Source organism: Mesorhizobium sp. M0830 (assembly GCF_040319965.1).
GTDB lineage: Bacteria > Pseudomonadota > Alphaproteobacteria > Rhizobiales > Rhizobiaceae > Mesorhizobium.
On the sequence record NZ_JAMYOR010000059.1, the window covers coordinates 1 to 21,801 of the forward strand.

At 63.1% G+C, this 21,801-nt stretch carries 18 protein-coding genes; 8 read left to right on the forward strand and 10 right to left on the reverse strand.

Annotated elements, in window-relative coordinates; all coding sequences use genetic code 11:
* Positions 1 to 152: 152 nt before the first annotated feature.
* Genes NKI20_RS26755 through cysG form a run of 3 tightly spaced genes read right to left on the reverse strand, consistent with a single transcriptional unit; the run spans position 153 to position 3,619 of the window.
* Positions 153 to 1,823: a nitrite/sulfite reductase gene (locus tag NKI20_RS26755; RefSeq protein WP_352836005.1), complete on the reverse strand. Its 1,671-nt coding sequence runs from the start codon at positions 1,821 to 1,823 to the stop codon at positions 153 to 155.
* Positions 1,824 to 1,865: 42 nt separating this feature from the next.
* The gene (locus NKI20_RS26760) at positions 1,866 to 2,171 is read right to left on the reverse strand and encodes a DUF2849 domain-containing protein (RefSeq protein WP_352836008.1); all 306 of its coding nucleotides are present in this window, start codon (positions 2,169 to 2,171) and stop codon (positions 1,866 to 1,868) included.
* Positions 2,168 to 3,619, reverse strand: coding sequence for a siroheme synthase CysG (cysG, locus tag NKI20_RS26765; protein WP_352836011.1), 1,452 nt, complete (start codon positions 3,617 to 3,619; stop codon positions 2,168 to 2,170). The genes NKI20_RS26760 and cysG overlap by 4 nt, the downstream gene beginning before the upstream one ends.
* A gap of 415 nt (positions 3,620 to 4,034) precedes the next feature.
* On the opposite strand from cysG, the gene NKI20_RS26770 reads away from it, so the two are divergent.
* The gene (locus tag NKI20_RS26770; protein ID WP_023760768.1) at positions 4,035 to 4,484 is read left to right on the forward strand and encodes a baeRF12 domain-containing protein; all 450 of its coding nucleotides are present in this window, start codon (positions 4,035 to 4,037) and stop codon (positions 4,482 to 4,484) included.
* 224 nt (positions 4,485 to 4,708) lie between these two features.
* Entirely contained in the window at positions 4,709 to 6,493 is a 1,785-nt protein-coding gene (locus NKI20_RS26775; protein WP_352836014.1) for a cation:proton antiporter domain-containing protein, read from the forward strand.
* Here the strand turns inward: NKI20_RS26775 and NKI20_RS26780 are convergent.
* Positions 6,490 to 7,290, reverse strand: a complete 801-nt coding sequence (locus tag NKI20_RS26780) for an AraC family transcriptional regulator (RefSeq protein ID WP_352836017.1) — start codon at positions 7,288 to 7,290, stop codon at positions 6,490 to 6,492. The two genes, NKI20_RS26775 and NKI20_RS26780, sit on opposite strands and share 4 nt — an antisense overlap.
* Before the next feature lie 117 nt (positions 7,291 to 7,407).
* On the opposite strand from NKI20_RS26780, the gene NKI20_RS26785 reads away from it, so the two are divergent.
* Entirely contained in the window at positions 7,408 to 8,328 is a 921-nt protein-coding gene (locus tag NKI20_RS26785) for a zinc-binding dehydrogenase (protein ID WP_352836020.1), read from the forward strand.
* Positions 8,329 to 8,341: 13 nt separating this feature from the next.
* Here the strand turns inward: NKI20_RS26785 and NKI20_RS26790 are convergent, their stop codons facing one another.
* Both NKI20_RS26790 and NKI20_RS26795 read right to left on the reverse strand, forming a co-directional pair.
* Complete coding sequence (locus NKI20_RS26790; protein WP_352725066.1) at positions 8,342 to 9,094, reverse strand: SDR family NAD(P)-dependent oxidoreductase; 753 nt, start codon at positions 9,092 to 9,094, stop codon at positions 8,342 to 8,344.
* 51 nt (positions 9,095 to 9,145) lie between these two features.
* A complete protein-coding gene (locus tag NKI20_RS26795) occupies positions 9,146 to 11,422 on the reverse strand; it encodes a transglycosylase domain-containing protein (RefSeq protein ID WP_352836024.1) in 2,277 nt (758 codons plus the stop codon).
* Between the two features lie 106 nt (positions 11,423 to 11,528).
* On the opposite strand from NKI20_RS26795, the gene NKI20_RS26800 reads away from it, so the two are divergent.
* A complete protein-coding gene (locus NKI20_RS26800) occupies positions 11,529 to 11,732 on the forward strand; it encodes a hypothetical protein (protein WP_352836027.1) in 204 nt (67 codons plus the stop codon).
* A gap of 61 nt (positions 11,733 to 11,793) precedes the next feature.
* Here the strand turns inward: NKI20_RS26800 and NKI20_RS26805 are convergent, their stop codons facing one another.
* The 3 genes from NKI20_RS26805 to NKI20_RS26815 all read right to left on the reverse strand — a co-directional run bounded on the left by NKI20_RS26805 (position 11,794) and on the right by NKI20_RS26815 (position 14,244).
* On the reverse strand, positions 11,794 to 11,994 hold the full coding sequence (locus tag NKI20_RS26805) for a hypothetical protein (RefSeq protein WP_023760775.1): 201 nt from the start codon (positions 11,992 to 11,994) through the stop codon (positions 11,794 to 11,796).
* Positions 11,995 to 12,090: 96 nt separating this feature from the next.
* Positions 12,091 to 12,711, reverse strand: coding sequence for a ribonuclease D (locus NKI20_RS26810; protein ID WP_352599398.1), 621 nt, complete (start codon positions 12,709 to 12,711; stop codon positions 12,091 to 12,093).
* A 147-nt stretch (positions 12,712 to 12,858) separates the two neighbouring features.
* On the reverse strand, positions 12,859 to 14,244 hold the full coding sequence (locus NKI20_RS26815) for a M20/M25/M40 family metallo-hydrolase (protein ID WP_352836031.1): 1,386 nt from the start codon (positions 14,242 to 14,244) through the stop codon (positions 12,859 to 12,861).
* 416 nt (positions 14,245 to 14,660) lie between these two features.
* On the opposite strand from NKI20_RS26815, the gene polA reads away from it, so the two are divergent.
* Positions 14,661 to 17,618: a DNA polymerase I gene (polA, locus tag NKI20_RS26820; protein ID WP_352836077.1), complete on the forward strand. Its 2,958-nt coding sequence runs from the start codon at positions 14,661 to 14,663 to the stop codon at positions 17,616 to 17,618.
* Between the two features lie 122 nt (positions 17,619 to 17,740).
* Here the strand turns inward: polA and NKI20_RS26825 are convergent, their stop codons facing one another.
* A complete protein-coding gene (locus tag NKI20_RS26825; RefSeq protein ID WP_023760778.1) occupies positions 17,741 to 18,145 on the reverse strand; it encodes a Fur family transcriptional regulator in 405 nt (134 codons plus the stop codon).
* A 264-nt stretch (positions 18,146 to 18,409) separates the two neighbouring features.
* Between NKI20_RS26825 and NKI20_RS26830 the strand changes: the two genes are divergently transcribed.
* From NKI20_RS26830 to NKI20_RS26840, 3 genes are all read left to right on the forward strand, one after another.
* Positions 18,410 to 20,614: a caspase family protein gene (locus tag NKI20_RS26830; protein ID WP_352836034.1), complete on the forward strand. Its 2,205-nt coding sequence runs from the start codon at positions 18,410 to 18,412 to the stop codon at positions 20,612 to 20,614.
* A 107-nt stretch (positions 20,615 to 20,721) separates the two neighbouring features.
* Entirely contained in the window at positions 20,722 to 21,102 is a 381-nt protein-coding gene (locus NKI20_RS26835) for a hypothetical protein (RefSeq protein WP_352836037.1), read from the forward strand.
* Entirely contained in the window at positions 21,099 to 21,800 is a 702-nt protein-coding gene (locus NKI20_RS26840) for a DUF4760 domain-containing protein (protein ID WP_352836040.1), read from the forward strand. Before NKI20_RS26835 ends, NKI20_RS26840 begins: the two co-directional genes overlap by 4 nt.
* Position 21,801 lies beyond the last annotated feature (1 nt).

Below are 21,801 nucleotides of genomic sequence, written 5' to 3' on the forward strand. Positions count from 1 at the left end.
GGGGGGGGTCGGAGTGGTGTATAACCCCCCGGGCGTGGTCAACATGGGCGCGGGCCGAGGGTTCGTTTAGCCCGCGGGGGTCGCGGTCCCCGTACCCCGCTGCGAGCCCCGCCGCGTTGGCGGCGGCGCCATCGTCGACGTCGACTATGCGGTCAAGCGGCCTTGGCTTCGCCAGCATAAAGCGCCTCCTTGAACGGCACGGGACCGACACGGCGGTAGGCGTCGATGAATTTCTCTTGTGGGTCTAGCCGCAGGCCGAGATACGTCTCGACGATCTGCTCGATGGCGTCGGTGATTTCTTCCGACGAGAAGCCGCGGCCGATGATCTCGCCGACCGAGGTGTTCTCATCGGCAGAGCCGCCCAGCGTAACCTGGTAGAGCTCGGACCCCTTCTTCTCGACGCCGAGGATGCCGATGTGGCCGACATGGTGATGACCGCAGGCATTGATGCAGCCGGATATCTTCAGTTTCAGTTCGCCGATCTCGCGCTGCCGCTCCAACGAAGCGAAGCGGCGCGAGATTTCCTGTGCGATCGGGATCGAGCGCGCCGTGGCCAGCGCGCAATAGTCGAGGCCAGGGCAAGCGATGATGTCCGATATCAGATTGGAATTGGCCGTCGCCAGGCCAATGCCGACCAGCGTATCATAGACCGCCTTGAGGTCGGCGCGTGCCACATGCGGCAGGATCAGATTCTGCTCATGGCTGACACGCAGTTCGTCGAAAGCATATTTTTCGGCGATGTCGGCGACCGCTTCCATCTGGCTGTCCGAAGCGTCGCCGGGCACCTCGCCGATTCCCTTGAGCGAGATCGTCACCGCGGCGTAGTCGGGATGGCGGTGCGTCACGACATTCTGGTCGAGCCACTCCGAGAACCCCTTGGAATCCAGTCGCGCCAGCTTGACCGCCTGGTCGCCTTCCGGCCGGTCGGTGAGCGCCGGCGGCGCGAAATATGCTTGGATGGCGCGGATATCGGCTTCCGGCAGCTTCAGGTCGGCATCCCTCAACTCCCGCCACTCGGCCTCGACCTGGCGGGTGATTTCCTCGACGCCGGTCTCGTGGACGAGGATCTTGATGCGCGCCTTGTACTTGTTGTCGCGGCGGCCATAGAGGTTGTAAACGCGCAGGATCGCCGTGCAGTAGGACAGAAGGTCGGCTTCCGGCAGGAAGTCGCGGATCTTGCGGGCGACCATCGGCGTGCGGCCCTGACCGCCGCCGATATAGACGGCGAAGCCGAGTTCGCCGGCGGCGTTCTTCTTCAGGTGCAGGCCGATATCGTGCGTCTGGATGGCAGCGCGGTCGCGCTCGGCCCCCGTCACCGCGATCTTGAATTTGCGCGGCAGGAACGAAAATTCCGGATGCACCGACGACCACTGGCGCAGGATTTCCGCATAGGGGCGCGGATCGGCGACCTCGTCGGCGGCGGCGCCGGCGAAATGATCGGCGGTGACATTGCGGATGCAATTGCCGCTGGTCTGGATGGCATGCATCTCGACGCTTGCAAGATCGGCCAGGATGGCCGGAATGTCCGACAGCGCCGGCCAGTTGAACTGGATGTTCTGGCGCGTGGTGAAATGGCCGTAGCCCTTGTCGTATTTGCGAGCGATGTGGCCGAGCATACGCAACTGCTTGCCGTTCAGCGTGCCATAGGGCACCGCGATGCGCAGCATATAGGCGTGCAGCTGAAGATAGACGCCGTTCATCAGCCTGAGCGGCCGGAACTGGTCCTCGGTGATCTCGCCGGCAAGGCGGCGCTGAACCTGGTCGCTGAACTCGGCGACGCGGGCCTGGACAAAATCGTGGTCGAACTCATCGTAACGGTACATGCTTCGTCTTTCAGGGCGCGTCCGCCCATGCCTGGTGTCTTGTTAAGCTGCCCACGTCGCCTGCCTGGCAGCCTGCTTGCCGAGATCGTTGCGGATGGTCGGGCCCGCGGCGCGAATCTTTTCGCGCAGCCGCACCGGCTCGACGACGCCGTTGACGACATCGACATCGATCAGATTGACATCGACCACTTCGTTGGCGGCATAGGCCTTGGCGCCGATCACCTCGAGGCGATCCTCGGCCAGCTTGTCATGGGCAATGTCGGCATGGTCCACCGTCTCGGCCCAGCCGCCATCGGCGTACCAGACGGCAATGCCGTCGCTCAGGCGGTTGGCGGTCAGAATCTTCATGACTGAACTCCTTCGGCGACCGAACTGGACGCACCTTCATGTCTGTGTGCCGCGAGCGCCTCGGACCGGTCAAAGTTGGCGCCGGCGACCGCGTCGCCGATGATGGTCATGACCGGGCCGGAAAGATCGGCGCGCGCTTCCAGCGACGGCAGGTCGGCAAGCGTGCCGTGGAACCGGCGCCGGTTGGTAAGGCTTGCATTCTCGACCACTGCTACCGCCGTATCCGGCGACAGACCGGCCTCGATCAGCCGGCCGGCAACTTCGGCCGCCACCGAGCGGCCCATATAGACGGCGACGGTGGCGCCCGAAATGGCGAGCTTGGCCCAGTCGGGTAGCGAATTGCCCTTGAGGTCGTGGCCGGTGGTGAACACCATTGACGAGGAAACACCGCGCAACGTCAGCGGCAATTCGAAATCGGCGGCGGCGGCGAATGCCGCGGTGACGCCCGGAACCACCTCATAGGCGATGCCGGCATCGCGAAGCGCTGCCATCTCCTCGCCGGCCCGGCCGAACACGAGCGGATCGCCCGACTTCAGCCGCACGACGCGCTTGCCTTCACGGCCGAGTTCGACCAGCAGTGCATTGATCTGCGCCTGGCTCTTGGTGTGGCAGCCCTTGCGTTTTCCGACCGGCAGACGCTCGGCATCGCGGCGGCCCATAGCAACGACCGCCTCCGGCACCAGCGCGTCATGGACGATGACATCGGCTTCCATCAGCAGGCGATGGGCACGCAAAGTCAGAAGATCCTCGGCGCCCGGACCGGCGCCGACCAGGGCGATGTGGCCGCAGGCCGGCGCATCCGACAGCAGAAGATGGACAGCAGCGTCATGCGCCTGCGAAAGCTCGCCCGCCTCAGCCGCACGGGCAGGAGCACCAGCAAAGAAATCATTCCAGAAGCGGCGGCGGGCGTTGCCTCTCGGCAGCAGCTTTTCGGCAGCTCCGCGAAACGACGCCGCGAGTGTTGCCAGCGGCCCGAGCGCCGGCGACAGCATGCGGTCGATGCGGCTACGCAGCATTTGGGCAAGCACCGGGCCCGCACCTTCCGTGCCGATGGCGATGGCGACCGGCGCGCGGTTGACCAGCGCTGGGGTAAAGAAATCACAAAGCTCAGGCCGGTCGACGGCGTTGACCGGAATGCCGAGCCGGCGCGCGTCCGTGGCCACGCGGCGATCGAGTTCCTCATTGCCGCTGGCGGCAAATACCATGACCGCACCTTCGAGCTGTGACGCGTCGTAAGCGGCGGCAAAATGGTGGGTGCCGGTCTGAGCGATGAAGGTCAAGAGATCGGGCTCGGCATGTTCCGCGATGACGCGCAAAACCGCACTCGACTGTCCGATCAGCCGTGCCTTGGCCAATGCCTCCTCGCCGCCGCCGACGATGGCCACGGCTTGGCCCTCGACCCGCATGAAGACGGGGAAGGCATTGAGTTTGGGAGCAATGTGCGGCATGGGCGCGAGCGGAATCCTGAACAGGCTTGCAGTTTTACGCGCGAGCGCGAGCAATCAGAAGGAACGCACTGGCGCATCGCCTGTCGGGATGCAATCGCTTTTCTGAATGCATCTCGGCCAAGAGAAAAATATTCCTCATCGGCAGGTGATGCGGATTCAAGCACCTGTCGCAGGCCTTGATTTCCAGCCGTATTAGCACCCGGCGAGCAGTGCCGCAAATCAGGTTTTTCTAAATTCTACCAGTTTAGTAGATTAAAGCCGCCGGCGCTGGATGCCCGGATGTCCAAGTTTATAGGGATGCTGGCGGGAACATTACCCCTGAGAGACGCGTTCCCAAAGGCCCATCGCGTCAGATCGCGAAACCCGGCCGCGGCACATCGCAAGATGCCGGGGCGACCCAAAGAGGAGCCTTGTCATGAGCACGATCAACCTGAAGCATGGCATCTGGGTTTTGGTGGCCGATGGCGAAAAAGCGCTTTTCCTGAGGAATGCCGGCGACAGCAAATATCCGAACCTCGAAGTCGTGCAGGAAATCGAACAGAACAACCCGCCCACCCGCGAGCAAGGCAGTGATAGCCCGGGCCGATACAATGATGGTCCCTCCGTACACCGCAGCGCGGTCGAGGAAACGGACTGGCACCGCATCGGCAAGGAGCGTTTCGCCGACGACATTGCTGACCGGCTCTACAAGCTCGCGCACAGCGGCCAGTTCAAGGAGATCGTGCTTGTCGCACCACCGATGGTGCTTGGGACAATGCGCAAGAAGCTGCACAAGGAGGTCGCGGACAAAGTGACCGCCGAAATTCCCAAGACACTGACCAACCACGCCCTATTCGAAATCGAGGCCTTGCTGCAGGCAGCCTGATCGCTGTGAGCAATTGCGCCGGACCGAGGCGGAATACCATCGAGGAAATTCAAATTGGGGCCGGCGCTTCCTCAGCCGCCGGTCAAGCCTTTGCGGCCGCAGCGTCGATGTCATGGATTTGCGGGTTGCCTCGCCAACACCCGATCCGCCATATTGCGAACAGGCGGCGGCTTCGGGCGGTGTCCATCCGATATCGCTGGTTTTTGAAAGGCGCTCCATAGACAATGCCGCATGACACGCCCCTTATCGCCACCATCGTCGCCGGTCTGGGGCTGGCTTTCGTCTTCGGCGCTCTCGCCAACCGCTTCCGCATTCCGCCGCTGGTCGGTTATCTCGTAGCCGGCGTGCTGGTCGGGCCGAACACGCCCGGTTTCGTCGCCGATGCCAGCCTTGCCAACGAACTGGCCGAAATCGGCGTCATCTTGCTAATGTTCGGCGTCGGGCTGCACTTCTCGCTGAAGGATCTGTTGTCGGTGCGCGCCATCGCCGTGCCCGGCGCGATCGTCCAGATCGGCTTTGCAACAGCGCTCGGCGCCGGCCTTGCCTGGATGCTCGGCTGGTCGATGGGCGCAGGGCTGGTTTTCGGCCTGGCGCTCTCGGTCGCCTCGACCGTGGTGCTGCTACGCGCCTTGCAGGAACGCCGTCTGATCGAGACGGAGCGCGGCCGCATCGCCGTCGGCTGGCTGATCGTCGAGGATTTGGCCATGGTGCTGGCGCTGGTGCTGCTGCCGGCGCTCGCCGGCGTGCTCGGCGGCCAGGAGCAGGCGGACGCCCATGCAAGCGGCTTGCTTTCGCTACCGGACAGCTACGGCATCTGGGGCGTCGTCGGCATCACGCTGGCCAAGGTTGCTGCTTTCGTCGTCGTCATGCTGGTGGTCGGCCGTCGGGTCATCCCCTGGATCCTGCACTACGTCGCCCACACCGGATCGCGCGAATTGTTCCGGCTGGCCGTACTCGCAATAGCGCTCGGTGTCGCCTTCGGCGCGGCCAAGCTGTTCGGGGTCTCGCTGGCTTTGGGAGCCTTCTTCGCCGGCATGATCATGAGCGAATCCGAGCTCAGCCACCGCGCGGCGGAAGAATCGCTGCCGCTGCGCGATGCCTTTTCGGTGCTGTTCTTCGTCTCGGTTGGCATGCTGTTCGACCCGTTCAGCCTGACCAGCAATGGCTGGCCAATCCTGGCGACGCTGGCCATCATCGTCATCGGCAAATCTTTAGCGGCGTTCATCATCGTCGTTGCCTTCGGCTATCCCTTGGCCACCGCCCTGATGATCTCGGCAAGCCTTGCCCAGATCGGCGAATTCTCCTTCATCCTGGCAGAACTCGGCGTCGGGCTGAAATTATTGCCCGAACAAGGCCGCGACCTCATCCTCGCCGGCGCCATCCTGTCGATCGTCCTCAATCCGCTGATGTTCCTGGCCATCGACTGGATGAAGCCATGGCTGGGGCGGCGCGCCGCCAGGACGGCACCGCCGGCCGAGGCAAAGCCGGTCGGTCCGGCGACGGAACCGGGCCAATTGGCCTCGGTTGCAGCCACGACGAAAGGAGGAAACGGGCCGCCGGCCAGGACAGGTCTCACCAACCATGCCATCCTGATCGGTTATGGCCGCGTCGGCAGCCTCGTCGGTGCGGCGCTGAAACAGGCCGCCCTGCCCTTCCTCGTCGTCGAGGATGCCGACAAGACACTGGCCAGACTGAAAGCCGACGGCATAGAAACCGTCTCCGGCAATGCGGCCAACGTCGAAGTGTTCGCCGCCGCCAATCCCGAAGGGGCGAATCGGCTGATCCTAGCCATCCCCAATGCCTTCGAGGCCGGACAGATCGTGCTCAGGGCACGCGCTGCCAATCCCGGCATCAACGTCATTGCCCGCGCCCATTCCGACGCCGAGATCGAGCATCTCAAGGGGCTCGGCGCCGATACGGTGATCATGGGCGAGCGCGAGATCGCGCGGGGCATTGTCGAAGAGGTGCTTGGCCACAAGCCGGAGGCGGCTGAACCGTCCACTGCCTAAGCCGCGCCGCCATGCTGCAAGACAATGCTTAGATATTTTGCCGGCGGCTTCCCAAGCGCCTTCTTGAACATGGTGATGAAGGCCGTGACCGACCCGTAGCCGAGATCGCCCGAAACCTGCTGCACGCTGGCACCCGAAGCCAGTTCCCGTATTGCGACGATCAAGTGCAGTTGCTGGCGCCAGCGCCCGAAGCTCAGCCCCGTCTCCTTCACCACGAGACGGGCGAGACTGCTCTCGCTGAGCGCAACGCGATTGGCCCATTCTGCCAGTGTGCTGCGATCGGCAGGATCTTGCGCCAACGCTTCGGCGATCCGCTTCAAGCGCGGCTCGGATGAGATCGGCAGATGCAACTGCTGGACAGGCATGCGCGGCAGCTCGGTAAGCAGAGTCCTGATCAAAAGCTCATCCCTCGCCCGATCGGCCTGCGCACCATCGGACAGCTCGATGATCAGTTCGCGCAGCAGCGGCGAGATCGAAAGCGTGCAGCAGCGTTCCGGCAGATCGGCGGCTCCCGGCTCTATGTAGACGAAAAAAATCCGGGCATTGGCGGTCGCGACATTGCTGTGCTCCATGCCGCTTGGAATCCACACCCCGCAATGAGGCGGCACCATCCACAGGCCGCTGGGGACGCGACATGTGACGCCGCCTCCGAGCGCGAAGACGAGTTGCCCTTTGCGGTGCCGATGGGCGGGCACTTCCGCTCTGGTCTTGGGGACGTCGACGCGCACGGCAATCGCCGGCGCGGAAGGGTCATCCACATCGAAATCGAGCCAAGGGTAGCTGAGAGGCTGCTTCATGGTTGACGGCTTTTAGCGATCAATTGCCTTCATATCTAAATTATTCAAAGGCAAAGATCGATAGGGTCCACTTGCGAATGAGCGGTGCGTCCATCACGCAGCACTGAGGTATGAACTATGCTCGCCCTCGTCATCTCTTCCGACAGCGCGACCGGACTGAGGATCGCGGAGCTTGCCGAGCCTCAACCGACCCCGAACGAGGCGCTCATCTCGGTCCATGCGACCTCGTTGAACCGTGGCGAACTGCGCCTGCTTGCCATCCGTTCGAACGGCTGGATCCCGGGTCAGGACATCGTCGGGATTGTCGAACGGGCAGCAGCCGATGGCTCCGGGCCAGCCGTAGGCGCCCGGGTTGCGGCTCTGGTCGACGAGGCCGGATGGGCCGAACGGGTCGCCGTGCCAACCGACCGCCTCGCGGTCCTGCCGGATGACGTCAGCTTCGTCTCCGCCGCCACGCTTCCGGTCGCGGGCACGACGGCGCTGAGGACTTTGCGCCATGGCGGCGACCTGGCCGGTCAGCGGGTCCTGATCACCGGCGCAAGCGGTGCGGTCGGTCGTTTCCAGATCCAGATCGCCCGCGAGCAAGGCGCCTCGGTGACCGCGATCGCCGCCGCCCGGCATACCGACGATCTCCGCGGCCTGGGAGCTATGCAGGTTGTCGAGTCGATCGAGTTGGTTGAGGGACCGTTTTCGCTGATCACCGAATCGGTCGGTGGCCAAAGCCTCGCACACGCGATCGAACGTGTCGCGCCTGGCGGAACCATCGTCATGTTCGGTTCGAGCAGCGGCGAACTGACGCCCGTTGGATTCCGCCAGTTCGTTCCGGATCATGAGGGCGCGAGCCTTCAAACCTTTGCGTACTACACGTCAGGTCCAGGCATTGGCGCGGACATCGCCTCGCTGCTCGCTCTGGTCGTGGTTGGCCGGCTCGAAACGCGCGTGGCCCTTACCATCCCGTGGACAGACATTGCTCACGCCCTGGACGCACTGCGACAGCGCAGCTTCAGCGGCAAGGCCGTTCTCACCATAACAGGATGAGCACCCTGTTTTGTCACACGTGCTGGCCGCCATTGATGTGGATTTCCGAGCCCGTGACGTAGGACGCTTGCTGCGAGCACAGGAAGAAGATGATGTCGGCGACTTCCGCAGTGGTGCCAAGACGTCTGAGCGGAATGGTCTCGACGATCCTTTCCGTGCCCGGCGACAGGATCGCGGTGTCGATCTCGCCCGGCGCGATGGCGTTGACACGGATGCCGTGCGGGCCGAAATCATGTGCCATCTCGCGCGTTAGCGAGCCCAGTGCTGCCTTCGATGTCGCATAGGCGGTGCCGGCGAAGGGATGCACGCGGGTTCCGGCGATCGAGGTGACATTGACGATCGAGCCCTTGGCCGCCGCTAATTCCTTGAACAGGCCGCGAGCCAGCATGATCGGCGCGAAGAAATTGACCTGGAACACGTCGCGCCAGACATGCATCGGCGTGTCGATCGAGTCCATCCGGCTGTTGCCGTCCTTGAGCTTCGGCGAGATGCCCGCATTGTTGACCAGCGCGTGCAACTGGCCGCCATGCTCTTCCAGCCGGTGGCGGATTTCCGAGACGGCGATGCCGACATCCTCCTGATCGGCAAGGTCGACCTTGATGTGGTCCTCAGGCCCGGCCGGCCACGGGCAGTCCTCGGCGAAGGCCTGGCGCGAGCAGGTGATGACGCGCCAGCCTTCGCGCGAAAAACGCTTAACTGTGGCGTGGCCGATGCCGCGGCTGGCGCCGGTCAGCACGATGGTCTTTCTGGAGTCGAGTTCAGTCATTTTGGGAGGTGTAGCCGAACCGCGTCGCGGAGGCGAGCGGCGAGTTGCCGCTCAGCCGCCAAGGAGATCGAGGATCGAGGTCTGCCGCTTCTTGCGCGGACCGCCAACGTCGCCCGGTGGCACCGGGTGCTTGATCGATGCGGTGGCGCCGTCGTCTTCCGGCATGGACAAGCCATCGGCATCGACGGTCTGGGCGGGACGGGCCGCGCGGACCGGCGCTGGCTGCTGGGCGACCGGCGCGGCTGGCCGCATCTGCGGCGCCTGCTGGCCGACCGACGTGGAAGGAACCGGCGCCGGCGGCGTGTTGTTCGCCGACGGTATCTCATCGGGCACGATGGTGTCGGCCGGCGTCGATTTCCAGGTGCCAGGCAACGGCCGCACCGGCACGCCCTCGTGGGCTGCTACCATGAATTCGTGCCAGGCCTGCGCCGGCAGCGCGCCGCCGGTGACTTTCTTCATCGGGCTGCCATCATCATTGCCGAACCACACACCCGTGGTGAGGTTGGCAGTGTAGCCGACGAACCAGGCATCGCGCGAATTCTGGCTGGTGCCGGTCTTGCCGGCCGATGGCCAGGCGAAAGCCGCTTTCCGGGCGGTACCGATCTCGACCGTACCCGTCATCATCGAGTTCATCATGCCGACGATCTCGGGCTTGACCACGCGCGGCGCGCTGCCGCCACCGCTGTCGTAGAGCACCTTGCCCTCGGTGGTCGTCACGCGGCGGATGAAATGGATGTCCGGCTTGTAGCCGCCATTGGCAAAGGGGACATAGGCCGATGTCAGTTCCAGAGGGGTCACCTCCGACGTGCCCAGCGCGATCGAGGTGTTGGACTGCAGGTCGGACTGGATGCCCATGCGGTGCGCTGCCTCGACAACTGCGCCCGGCCCGACCTCCATGGTCAGTTGGGCGGCGACCGAATTCAGCGATTTAGCCAATGCGGTTGCCAGCGTCACCTTGCCGAAATATTTGCCGTGGTAATTGTCGGGCGTCCAGTTGCCGATCCTGATCGGTGCGTCGTTGCGCACGCTGTCGGGTGTTCGGCCGGCTTCAAGGGCGGCCATATAGACGAACGGCTTGAACGCCGATCCCGGCTGGCGGCGCGCCTCGGATGCGCGATCGAACTGGCTGGTCGAATAGTCGTAGCCGCCGACCATGGCGCGCACCGCGCCGGAATCGTCGATCGACACCAGGGCACCCTGGCTTACGTTGAGCTTCTTGCCGCCTTCGTCGATCAGCCTGCGGATAGATTGTTCGGCGAGCTTCTGCAGGTTCAGGTCGACGGTGCTGTCGATGACGATATCGCCGCGCACGTCGCCGATCAGGTCGGGAAGTTCTTCCATGATGGTGTCGGCGACGTAATTCTCCGACCCGGTCCAGTAGGACGGCGCGCGCGTTGCCGGCGCGCTCATCGCCGAGGTCAGCTCCTTGGCGCTGATCTTGCCCTCGTCGCGCATGGCGGCAAGCACCAGTTGCGAGCGTTCCTCGGCAGCCTTCGGATCGCGTGCCGGCGACAGCCGCGACGGCGCCTTCAGCAGGCCGGCAAGCAATGCGGCTTCAGACAAGGTGACATCGCGCGCGCTCTTGCCGAAATAACGCCGCGAGGCCGCTTCGACGCCATAGGCGCCGGAACCGAAATAAACCCGGTTGAGGTACATTTCGAGGATCTGGTCCTTGGTATGCTTGTGCTCCAGCCAAAGCGCCAGCAGCACCTCCTGCACCTTGCGTTCCAGCGTGCGATCGGGAGTCAGGAACAGGTTCTTCGCCAATTGTTGGGTCAGGGTCGAGCCGCCCTGCGAGAAATGCCCGCCAATGAGGTTGGTCACCATCGCACGCGACAGGCCAATCGGGTCGATGCCGAAATGCGAATAGAAGCGGCGGTCCTCGATGGCGATGACGGCCTCGGGGATATAGGGCGACATTTCGTGCAGGCCGACGGCTTCGCCCCCGCTCATGCCGCGATTGGCGAGCAGTTGGCCATCCGCCGAGACGATCTTGATATTAGGCGCGCGGTCGGGGATCGACCATGTCGTCGCCGCCGGCATCTTGGCGCCGTAGTAGACGACGGTGCCGGCCACCGCGATGCCGCCCCAGATGGCAAGCACGAAGCACCAGTAGAACAGCCGGCCGAGCACCCCGAACAGGCCGCGCCGGCTTCCGCCGCGCTTTGCCCGCGACGATTTTCCTTTGGCCGGCTTGCGCTTTGCGGAGGCTTTGCGATTGCTCGGCACGACGCGATCCTCCTCATTCACCGAAAGACCCGCCGAGGATCGCGCCTGTGGCGGCCCCTCGAAACTGGGTTCGATGCGGCTGTCTCTGCGGTTCGCCATGAGCTGTGCTTGATATCCCCGATGCCTATGGCATTCGGGTTGAAGAGTAGATGCGGCGATTTAAGGGCGGGTTAAGTCGTGAAAAATCGAGGCAATATGGATTCAATTGCTCGCGGATCGTCTTGAATCGCGCATCAGCGCCGGCTGCGTGCGGCAGCAGGCGAAGGTCGGCGCCGGCCTAATGCCGTCAATTCTGCTGGATCGAAATACCTTTGTTGTCGATCTTGAGCTCGACCCCTTTCGGTTTGGTCTGCTCACGATAAAAGACGCCAGGCGGTTTTCCCGGGAAAGCGCGCGGCGCTTTCCCTAGGGGATTGCATCAAACAAAGAGTTCAAGCAGCTCGCCGGTTTCCATGAAACGGTGAACTGCTCTAATCGTCGTCTTCGCTCGCGGCAGGCCGCCAGCTGGTCGGCTCGACCTTCTTTTGCGTATGACTGTCTGTGTAGACCCACCAGCCGTCATCGCGGTATTGCGCGATGGATTCGTTGATGACGCCGTCGCTGTCCTTCCACGTGATTGAGATCTTGGAGCCGTCGGTCGGCGCGGTCGCTATCGGCTTTCTGTCCGTCAATCTCATCCCCTTTGAACCGGCGACGATGAGCCGACAAACGCGGCAGCCTTGCTTCCGGTTCCAAACCCGGCCATCGGCAGATGTTCGCGACTACCGTCAGCTATGGGCGAAGATATCCTCTTCGTCCCAGCCCATCAGATCGAGTTTGGCGCGCGTCGGCAGGAAGCGAAAGCAGGCATCGGCCTCCTTTGTCCGCCCATCCCGCGCCAGCCGCCCGGCCAGCACATCGCGCAAGCGGTGCAGATACAGCACATCGGATGCCGCATATTCGAGCTGTTCGGGCGACAGCGTTTCGGCCGCCCAGTCCGATGATTGCTGCGCCTTTGACAGGCCAACGCCGAGAAGTTCGAAACAGATATCCTTCAGCCCGTGCCTGTCGGTGTAGGTGCGGGTCAGCCGCGAGGCGATCTTGGTGCAGAAAACCGGCTCGGGCATCACGCCGAACGCGTTGTAGAGCACCGCGATGTCGAAACGGCCGTAGTGGAAGAGCTTGGTTATGCCGCGGCTCCTCAGCAGGCTGACGAGGTTCGGCGCCTTCTTCTGGCCGGGCGCGATCTGGATGACGTCGGCCGAGCCGTCGCCGGGCGAAATTTGCACCACGCACAACCGATCGCGATGCGGGTTGAGCCCGAGCGTCTCGGTATCGATAGCCACCGCTCCGACATTGTAGTGCGAAAGATCGGACAGGTCGTTCTTGTGGAAACGGATGTCGGCCATTGTCTTCTCCGGTCGAACCTATAGTCTCAGGCGTCCTTTAACGGCATAGGACGCCGAGAGCTATGATGTTGGCTCGTCCTCGCCGCAATCCGCTGAAAAATCAACAGAAAGTTGATTTTCATCCCTTCAGCGTGATTTTCTCGCCACTCAGCGCGCCAGCGCGTCGAGAATCCGCGCCCACGAGCGCTGGCCCTTATGGAAGGAGCTGAGCTCGTATTTCTCGTTGGGCGAATGGATGCGGTCGTCGTCGAGGCCGAACCCGACCAGCAGCGATTCCATGCCGAGATAGGTTTGAAAATCGCCGACCACCGGGATCGAGCCACCGCTGCCCGTCGTCACTGCTGGCTTCGGCCATTCGTCGGACAGCGCATTCTTGGCCTTGGCCAGGAACGGCGAGTCATAGGAAAGCTGGATTGCCGGCGAGCCGCCATGCGGGTGGAATTCGACCGAACAGTCGGCGGGGATGCGCTCCTGGACAAACTTCTGGAACGCGGCGCGGATTTTCTTCGGGTCTTGTTTATGGACAAGGCGAAACGATACCTTCGCCGAGGCTTCTGCCGCGATCACCGTCTTGAAGCCCTTGCCAGTGTAGCCGCCGATAATGCCGTTGAACTCGGCCGTCGGACGCGCCCAGGTCAATTCCAGCACCGAGCGACCCTTTTCGCCCGACGGGATCGACAGGCCGACAGGCCCGAGGAACGTCTCGGCCGTCTCGCCAAGCGTCTCCCATGATTTCAGGATCTGCGACGGCGTTTCCTCGACGCCGTCATAGAAACCGGGAATGGTGATATGGCCGTCCTTGTCGTGGATATCTGCCAGTATCCTGGCCAGGATGCGGATAGGATTAGCGGCAGCGCCGCCATAGAGGCCGGAATGCAGGTCGCGGTCGGCGGCCTTCACCGTGATCTCCTCGCCGACCAGCCCGCGCAATCCGACGCAGATCGACGGCGTGTCGCGGTCCCACATGCCGGTATCGCAGACCAGCGCGAAATCGGCCTTGAGCTCGTCGGCATTGGCTTCGAGGAACGGCTTCAGCGACGGCGAGCCGGATTCCTCCTCGCCCTCGAACAGGATGGTGATGCGGCAGGGCAGATTGCCGTGCACCTGCTTCCAGGCGCGGCAAGCCTCGACAAAGGTCATCAATTGGCCCTTGTCGTCGGCCGAGCCGCGTCCGGTGATCACCTTGTGATCCGCTCCGACCTCCTTGATCGCCGGCGCGAACGGATCGCTTTCCCACAGTTCGATCGGGTCGACCGGCTGCACGTCATAGTGGCCATAGAACAGCACATGCGGTGTATCAGCCGGACCGTCGTGGTGCGCAACCACCATCGGGTGTCCGGGCGTGTCGCGCACGCTGGCGTCGAAGCCGATCAGCTTGAGCTCCGCCACCAGCCATTCCGCCGCCTTGCGGCAGTCGGCGGCATAGGCCGGATCAGTGGAGATCGACTTGATCCTGAGCAGGCCGAACAGGCGTTCGAGACTCTGGTCGAGATTCATGTCGAGACGGTCGAGGACGGGGGAAACTGCAGACATGTGTGAAGCCTTTCGATTCAGAACCGGAACCGTAAAGGCAGGACAGGAAAACGAAAAGCCCGCGATCATTGGACCACGGGCTGCAAATGTCTGTCCGAGGTAAAAAAAGACCGCCGTGGTGGAGGGGGAGCCACGGCGGCCTTCTACTCGAAACGTTGCGGCAGCCCGGAGAGGGGGGATAGGCTGCCGCAGTTGTCCGGGATAGGCGGGGGACGGGCCTTGCTCCGGACTCGGCGAAAATTGCCGATGCTCTGTATCTGTGTCTTTGAACATGGCGATTCAAGGGCACGAAGATTACAGTTTTGTAACATGGCCGTGATTGGGCCGGAGCGGGTCTGTCAGGGTGTTGCCGGAACCGGTATCTGAAGCCGCCTTTGGCATGGACCAAGCCGCCGCGCCGCGCTATCCCTGCCGACATGAAAAAAGGCGATCATCTCTTCCTTGTCGACGGCTCCGGCTACATCTTTCGTGCCTATCACGCGCTACCGCCGCTGACCCGCAAATCCGACGGCCTGCCGGTCGGCGCCGTTTCCGGCTTCTGCAACATGCTGTGGAAGCTGGTCCTCGACGCCCGTAACACCGATGTAGGCATTGTGCCGACGCATTTCGCCGTCATTTTTGACTATTCGTCGAAAACCTTTCGCAATGACCTCTACCCCGAATATAAGGCCAACCGTTCGGCGCCACCGGAAGACCTGATCCCGCAATTCGGCCTGATCCGCCAGGCAACTAGAGCGTTCAACCTGCCTTGCATAGAAACCGAAGGCTATGAGGCCGACGATCTGATCGCCACCTATGCCAGGCTCGCCTGCGAGGCCGGAGGCGACACCACCATCATCTCCTCCGACAAAGACCTGATGCAGCTGGTCGGCGACACGGTCGGTATGTACGACCCGATGAAGGACCGCCAGATCGGCATTCCCGAGGTCATCGAGAAATGGGGCGTACCGCCGGAGAAAATGGTCGACCTGCAGGCGTTGACCGGAGATTCGGTCGACAATGTGCCTGGTGTACCCGGCATCGGGCCGAAGACGGCAGCACAGCTGCTGGAGCAGTTCGGCGACCTCGACACGCTGCTTGCCCGCGCGGGCGAGATCAAGCAGGACAAGAGGCGCGAATCGATCATCGCCAACGCCGACAAGGCACGTGTTTCGCGTCAGTTGGTGACGTTGATGAACGACGTACCGGTGGCCGCGGGGCTGGACGAATTCGTGCTGCACCCGCCGGACGGCCCAAAACTGATCGGCTTCCTCAAGACTATGGAATTCACCTCGCTCACCCGCCGCGTGGCGGAAGCGACCGGCACCGAGGCAGGTGATGTCCAGGCCGTCGCGGTGACAGTTGAGCGCGCCGATCATGCCCATGGCCCGGATGTCGGGGCCGGAGTGCCAGCTGTTGCCCGAGCCGAGTCCGGCGCCGAGCCTGGCCAGGCCAGTGGAGCGGCAACGACAGAAACGTCAAAACAAGGCGACACCCCTTCTCTGCTCGCCGCATTGCGGCTGGAGAGCGCGGCCACCCGCAAGATCGATACGTCAACGTATCACTGCATCCGCGATGTCCCGGCCCTGAAAGCCTGGATCGCGGAGGCAATGGAGACCGGCCGTGTCGCTTTCGACGTCAGGGCGACGTCGGCCGATCCGATGCAGGCCGAGTTGATCGGCATGTCCATCGCCACGGCGCCCGGCCGCGCAGCATACATTCCCTTTGCCCACAAGAGCGGCAACGGTGACCTGCTCGGCGGCGGGATGATCGAAAACCAGATCTCCGTACGCGAGGCACTGGCCGTGCTGAAACCGCTGCTCGAGGACAAGTCGGTTCTCAAGATCGCGCAGAACCTGAAATACGGCCTCGTCGTCATGAGCCGTTATGGCATCGATGTCGCGCCTTTCGATGACACCATGCTGATCTCCTACGTGCTCGACGCCGGCACCCCGCATGGTCACGGCATGGACTCGCTGGCCGAGAAATGGCTTGGTCACACCCCGCTCCAGCTCAAGGACGTGACCGGTTCGGGCAAGGGCTCCGTCGGTTTCGATCAGGTCGACATCGGCAAGGCGACCGCTCACGCCGCAGAAGACGCCGATGTGACACTGCGGCTCTGGCTGGTGCTTAAGCCGCGGCTTGCCGCCAAGGGGCTTGTATCGGTCTACGAGCGGCTGGAACGGCCATTGGTGCCGGTGCTGGCACGCATGGAGCAGCGCGGCATCTCGGTCGACCGTCAGATCCTGTCGCGACTGTCGGGCGAACTGGCGCAGGGCGCCGCTCGCCTCGAAGAGGAAATCTATCAGCTCATCGGCGAGCGCATCAACATCGGTTCACCAAAACAGCTCGGCGACATCCTGTTCGGCCGCATGGGCCTGGCCGGCGGCTCCAAGACCAAGACCGGCCAGTGGTCGACCTCGGCGCAGCTTCTCGAAGACCTCGCTGCCGAAGGCCATGAACTGCCACGCAAGATCGTCGACTGGCGCCAGCTGACCAAGCTGAAATCGACATATACCGATGCGCTGCCAGGCTTCATCCACCCCGACACCAAACGCGTCCACACCTCCTACGCGCTGGCTGCGACGACGACGGGACGCCTGTCATCCTCCGATCCGAACCTGCAGAACATCCCGGTGCGCACCGCCGAAGGCCGAAAGATCAGGACCGCCTTCATCACCGACAAGAGCCATCGGCTGGTCTCGGCCGACTACAGCCAGATCGAGCTGCGGGTCCTCGCCCATGTCGCCGAAATCCCGCAACTGCGGCAGGCCTTCGCCGACGGCGCCGATATCCACGCCATCACCGCGTCGGAAATGTTCAACGTGCCAGTCGAAGGCATGCCTTCGGAAGTCCGCCGCCGCGCCAAGGCGATCAATTTCGGCATCATCTACGGCATTTCGGCCTTCGGCCTCGCCAACCAGCTGTCGATCCCGCGCGAGGAAGCCGGCAACTACATCAAGAAATATTTCGAGCGCTTCCCGGGCATTCGCGACTATATCGAAGAGACCAAGGCCTATGCCCGCGAGCACGGCTTTGTCGAAACGATCTTCGGGCGCCGCATCCATTACCCGGACATAAGATCGTCCAATCCCTCCCTCCGCGCCTTCAACGAGCGCGCCTCGATCAACGCCCGCCTGCAAGGAACCGCCGCCGACATCATTCGCCGTGCCATGATCCGCATGGAAGATGCGTTGGAAAAAGCAGGCCTGTCGGCACGCATGCTGTTGCAGGTGCATGACGAACTGATCTTCGAAACCGTCGAGTCGGAAGTCGAGGCAACGATCCCCGTGGTGCGTCACGTCATGGAGAATGCGGCGATGCCGGCGGTTTCGATGTCGGTGCCGCTGCACGTCGATGCGCGCGCCGCCAACAACTGGGACGAGGCGCATTAGCTACTCCGAAAGCAGGACGCGCCGCGATCCTTCACGCCCCCTCTATCCTGCTGGACAGTCCGGCAGGATAGAGGTGGTGCTGTCGCTCCAGCATTGAAAATTGCTTCACGGCTGATCAGCCTTCAAGCTGCTTCCGCCAGACACTTGGCACACGTCCCGCGGAATTCGATCACCGCCTTCTTGGCGGCGAAGCCTGTCGAGCGCACCCATTCGTCCAGTTGGTGACCGACATCGTGGTCGGACATTTCGGTCACTTGCCCGCATGTGTCGCAGATTGCGAAGGCGGTCATCGAGTGGCTGTGGTCATGCGGCTCGACGCAAGCGACGAAGGAGTTGATGCTTTCGAGCCGATGCACGAAGCCGGACTTCACCAGCGTGTCGAGCGCCCGATAGACCTGCAGCGGCGCGCGGAAACCGCGCTCGCGCAACTGGTCGAGCAAGGTGTAGGCACTGAGCGGGCCACTGGCAGCCTCAAGCTTCTCAAGCACGCACAGCTGGTTCTTCGTCAGCACATCCCTTGCCGCCATGGTCCTTGATCCAACTCGCGTCTTGCGTCGCTCGCGCATCATTTCCGCGCGCAAACGACCCCTGTCCCACCCAGATAGCGACGAACAGGCATTTTTGCTACTGTTTCCAGCATCTCTGCGCCGGAAGGCTGCCGAGAACCGCGCCTTGTCGATCGGAGCAGGATAACAGGCGGGTTGCTCTCCGATGCAACATTCAAAATACTGACAAAATCCTCGGCAAGGATAGCGTCACTTGGGAATTCGATCGGGCTTGGGGAAGCAATCATGATCAAATTGACGCGGCGGACGCTGCTGGTCGGCACGTCCGCGCTGACGATGGCCGGCATGGTGTCGTTCCGGACCATGGCCGCATCGCGCACATACCATGCGCTGCTGGTCGCCTGCACCGAATATCCTGCTCTGCCGCAGAGGAACTGGCTGGTCGGTCCGAAGAACGATGCCGGGCTCGTCCGCGAATATCTTCTGAAGAACGTGCCCGACCCAGTGCGGTTCGCGCCCGAGAATATCACGCTGCTCGCCAAGGATGTCCCCGGCGCCAGTGGCCTGCCGACCCATGCGGCGATCAAGGCCGCTCTGGCCGACCTTGCCGCCAAGGTTCAGCGCGACGATTTCGTCTATCTGCACCTGTCCGGTCACGGCGCCCAGCAGCCGCAGATGGTCAAGGGCGACGAGACCGACGGGCTCGACGAGATCTTCCTGCCGGTCGACATCGACAAATGGATCAACCGCGATGCCGGCGTGCCGAATGCGCTGGTCGACAACGAGATCGGCGCCGCACTCGACGCCATTCGAAACAAGGGCGCCTTCGTCTGGGTCGTGTTCGACTGCTGCCACTCCGGCACCGCGACACGGGCAGTCGAGGTCGATGACGAGTTGGAACGCAAGGTCGAGTTTGCCGACCTGGTCGGCGGCAGTGAGGCCGAACGGGCGGCTGCGATCAAGGCCTACGACGAGGTGACATCGGCCGCTGGCTCGCGTGGCATCGACGACAAAGGCACGCGCAAGCCTGCCTTCAACCTGACCCCGACCGGCGGCGAACCAATCGCCAAGGGCAAGCTGGTCGCCTTCTACGCCGCGCAGACGGTGGAGACGACCCCGGAAATGCCGCTGCCCAAAGGCGCAACGGACGCCCCGCGCTTTGGCCTGTTCACCTTCACCATCCTGTCGAAACTGGCCGAGAATCCCAACGTCACCTACCGCCAACTCGGCCAGGCCGTGCTGCAGCAATATTCGGCCGACAGCCGCACCCGGCCAACGCCGCTGTTCGAAGGCGAACTGGATGCCCGTGTGTTCGGCACCGACAGGACCGACGCGGTCATGCAGTGGCCTGTCGTCATCAAGGACGGCGAGGCGACGATCGGCGCCGGGCTGCTGCACCGACTCACCCCCGGCAGCAAGCTCGCCATCCTGCCTTCGGCGCTGTCCCCGCTTTCCGACGCGATCGGATTTTTGGAAGTGCTGTCGGCAAAGAACCTGGAAAGCCGCGTCAAGCCGGTCGAGTTCGACAAGAAGCCGGCGCTCAAGGTCGCCGACATTCCGGCCAACGCCTATGCGCGGGTGGCAGAGATCGCCGTCGACTACAAGCTCGTCGTCGCGCGGCCTGCCGTGGCCAAGGGACTTGAGACGGAGACCGCGCTTGTCAATTCGGTTCTCGACGAACTGGCCACAGCCAAGGAGACGGGTTTCAACATCGAGCTGGTCGAGCCCGGCAAAGGCGCCGAGCTCCGCCTTGCGGTGCTGCGCGAGAATGCTCTTCCCGGCGCCGCCGAGGATGCGACCGACAAGCCGGCGCTGTGGTTTCTGCCGGCGTCGGGCGATGTGACCCTGACGGAGGGCCGCAAGCCGCCGCTGATCATCATCCACATGGACGACCGCCAGAAGCTGGTCGACGCGGCGACCAGGAACCTGCGCACCATCTTCCGCGCCACCGGGCTTTCGCGGCTGGCGGCGGCCTCCGACTACAAGCCCGAGGACGTCGACGTCCAGTTCCAGGTCAAACGCCGCGACGAGGACGGCCTCGAACCCTTGCAAGCTTCGGTGGTGCCGCGCGTCTCACCGGGCGACGAAGTGCATGTGCTGGCCAAGAACAGCTCGGACCTTCTGGTCGACATCAACGTGCTCTATGTCGGCAGCGATTATTCGATCACCCACATCGTTGCCGAGCGCCTCGCCCCCCAAGCCACGCTTGAGGAGGGACTGCTGGCCTTCACCGACACCAGCTTCGGCATGGAACGGATGATTGCGGTTCTGACCGAGGCGCCGCCGGAGAGCGAGAAGCAGGACCTGAGTTTCCTGGCACAGGACGGCGTCGCCTCTGCGACACGCGGAATGGGCTCCGCCAGCTTCTCCGACATGCTGACCGATCTCGGCATGGCACCTGCAACCCGCTCGGTGATGCGGCTTGCCGACAAGGGTGGGCCGAAAGGCTCGGTGATGATCTTCCCGATGGAGACGGTGCCGCGCGGCTAAGCCGATGGCGGAGCCACGGCCAACCCTTGCGCCATCGACGCGATACGAGAACATTCCCGGCCGCAGCCTTGGTGCATGACGGCCGGATGAAACGGACAGGACCGATTGTGAAGAATTCTGTGTTTTCCTGGCGTGGAACAGTGGCCGGCTTTGCCGGCGGCCTGTTGCTGATCGCCAATGCCTCTGCGGACGAGGCCTGCGGCCTGTGCGTCAAGCAGATCGTCATCAATTCGGAGCTGGCGACGTGTTTTCTCGATCAATATGACCAGATCGCTAAAAACGCCAGCGGCGCCATTGTCGTCGATCTCAGCAACTGCGCCTCGCGCGGCGTCGTCGAAGCCTTGCCGTCACCGAACAAGGGAGCGGTGGAGCCCGACGTACAGTTCATGATTTCGCGCCTGCAGCTGGAATGCCTGAAAAAGAAGCTGGAGGCGCCAGGCATCGTGCTGGATCCCTCCGCCACCATCGAACTGGACAGCTGCGGATGAAGAAACCGGCGGGCAACACCAGGCAAACAGCAGCGCCCGCAAAGGCGCTTGCCCCGAAATCGCCACTGCCGGAAACCACGGAAGGTTTCCCGTGGCCGAGCAGCCATGAGATCAAGAAGGAGAGCAATCCCTTCACCGACCGCGACTGGCGCATGCTGGCCTATGCCTGGTCGGGCATGGCGGTGCGTCTCGCCATCATCTTCACCTTGATGTTCTCGGTCTATCAGTTTCTGGCCAACCAGGAGCAGAAGCGCGTCGAGCAGACAATGTCGCTGGTCGAACTTTGGGAAAACAAGGACTACCAGCAGGCGCAGCGCGCGCTGAAAGATCGTCTAACGGCCCTCAATGCCAAATATGACAATTTGCTCAGCGCCAACCCCTCGCCTACCGAGGAGCAGGTGTTCCGGCAGCGGATCGGCATCGAAGCCATGACCGCAGCCGGCGGCGACATGCCGCTCGCCGATTTCAGCGAGAATTTCGACCGCATCGTCTATTTCCTCAACCGCCTATCCTTCTGCGTCGACGGCGACCTGTGTTCGCGCAAGGTGACCGATGCGTACTTCCGCGACTATGCCGTCTCGTTCTGGAGCTATTTTGCCGGCTATGTCGACAAGCAGCGCAAGGCGGGTTCACCCGCTTTTGCCTCGGCAATCGAGACCTATGTGCGCAATGCGCCGCCTGCGGACGAAGTCAAATAGC

Bases quoted from the DNA above. Each gene is read 5' to 3' on its own strand.
- polA (WP_352836077.1), top strand. From the start codon at position 14,661: ATGAAAAAAGGCGATCATCTCTTCCTTGTCGACGGCTCCGGCTACATC.
- NKI20_RS26780 (WP_352836017.1), bottom strand. From the start codon at position 7,290: ATGAAGCAGCCTCTCAGCTACCCTTGGCTCGATTTCGATGTGGATGAC.
- NKI20_RS26795 (WP_352836024.1), bottom strand. From the start codon at position 11,422: ATGGCGAACCGCAGAGACAGCCGCATCGAACCCAGTTTCGAGGGGCCG.
- NKI20_RS26815 (WP_352836031.1), bottom strand. From the start codon at position 14,244: ATGTCTGCAGTTTCCCCCGTCCTCGACCGTCTCGACATGAATCTCGAC.
- NKI20_RS26770 (WP_023760768.1), top strand. From the start codon at position 4,035: ATGAGCACGATCAACCTGAAGCATGGCATCTGGGTTTTGGTGGCCGAT.
- NKI20_RS26825 (WP_023760778.1), bottom strand. From the start codon at position 18,145: ATGGCGGCAAGGGATGTGCTGACGAAGAACCAGCTGTGCGTGCTTGAG.
- NKI20_RS26775 (WP_352836014.1), top strand. From the start codon at position 4,709: ATGCCGCATGACACGCCCCTTATCGCCACCATCGTCGCCGGTCTGGGG.
- NKI20_RS26785 (WP_352836020.1), top strand. From the start codon at position 7,408: ATGCTCGCCCTCGTCATCTCTTCCGACAGCGCGACCGGACTGAGGATC.
- cysG (WP_352836011.1), bottom strand. From the start codon at position 3,619: ATGCCGCACATTGCTCCCAAACTCAATGCCTTCCCCGTCTTCATGCGG.
- NKI20_RS26810 (WP_352599398.1), bottom strand. From the start codon at position 12,711: ATGGCCGACATCCGTTTCCACAAGAACGACCTGTCCGATCTTTCGCAC.
- NKI20_RS26830 (WP_352836034.1), top strand. From the start codon at position 18,410: ATGATCAAATTGACGCGGCGGACGCTGCTGGTCGGCACGTCCGCGCTG.
- NKI20_RS26790 (WP_352725066.1), bottom strand. From the start codon at position 9,094: ATGACTGAACTCGACTCCAGAAAGACCATCGTGCTGACCGGCGCCAGC.
- NKI20_RS26840 (WP_352836040.1), top strand. From the start codon at position 21,099: ATGAAGAAACCGGCGGGCAACACCAGGCAAACAGCAGCGCCCGCAAAG.
- NKI20_RS26755 (WP_352836005.1), bottom strand. From the start codon at position 1,823: ATGTACCGTTACGATGAGTTCGACCACGATTTTGTCCAGGCCCGCGTC.
- NKI20_RS26760 (WP_352836008.1), bottom strand. From the start codon at position 2,171: ATGAAGATTCTGACCGCCAACCGCCTGAGCGACGGCATTGCCGTCTGG.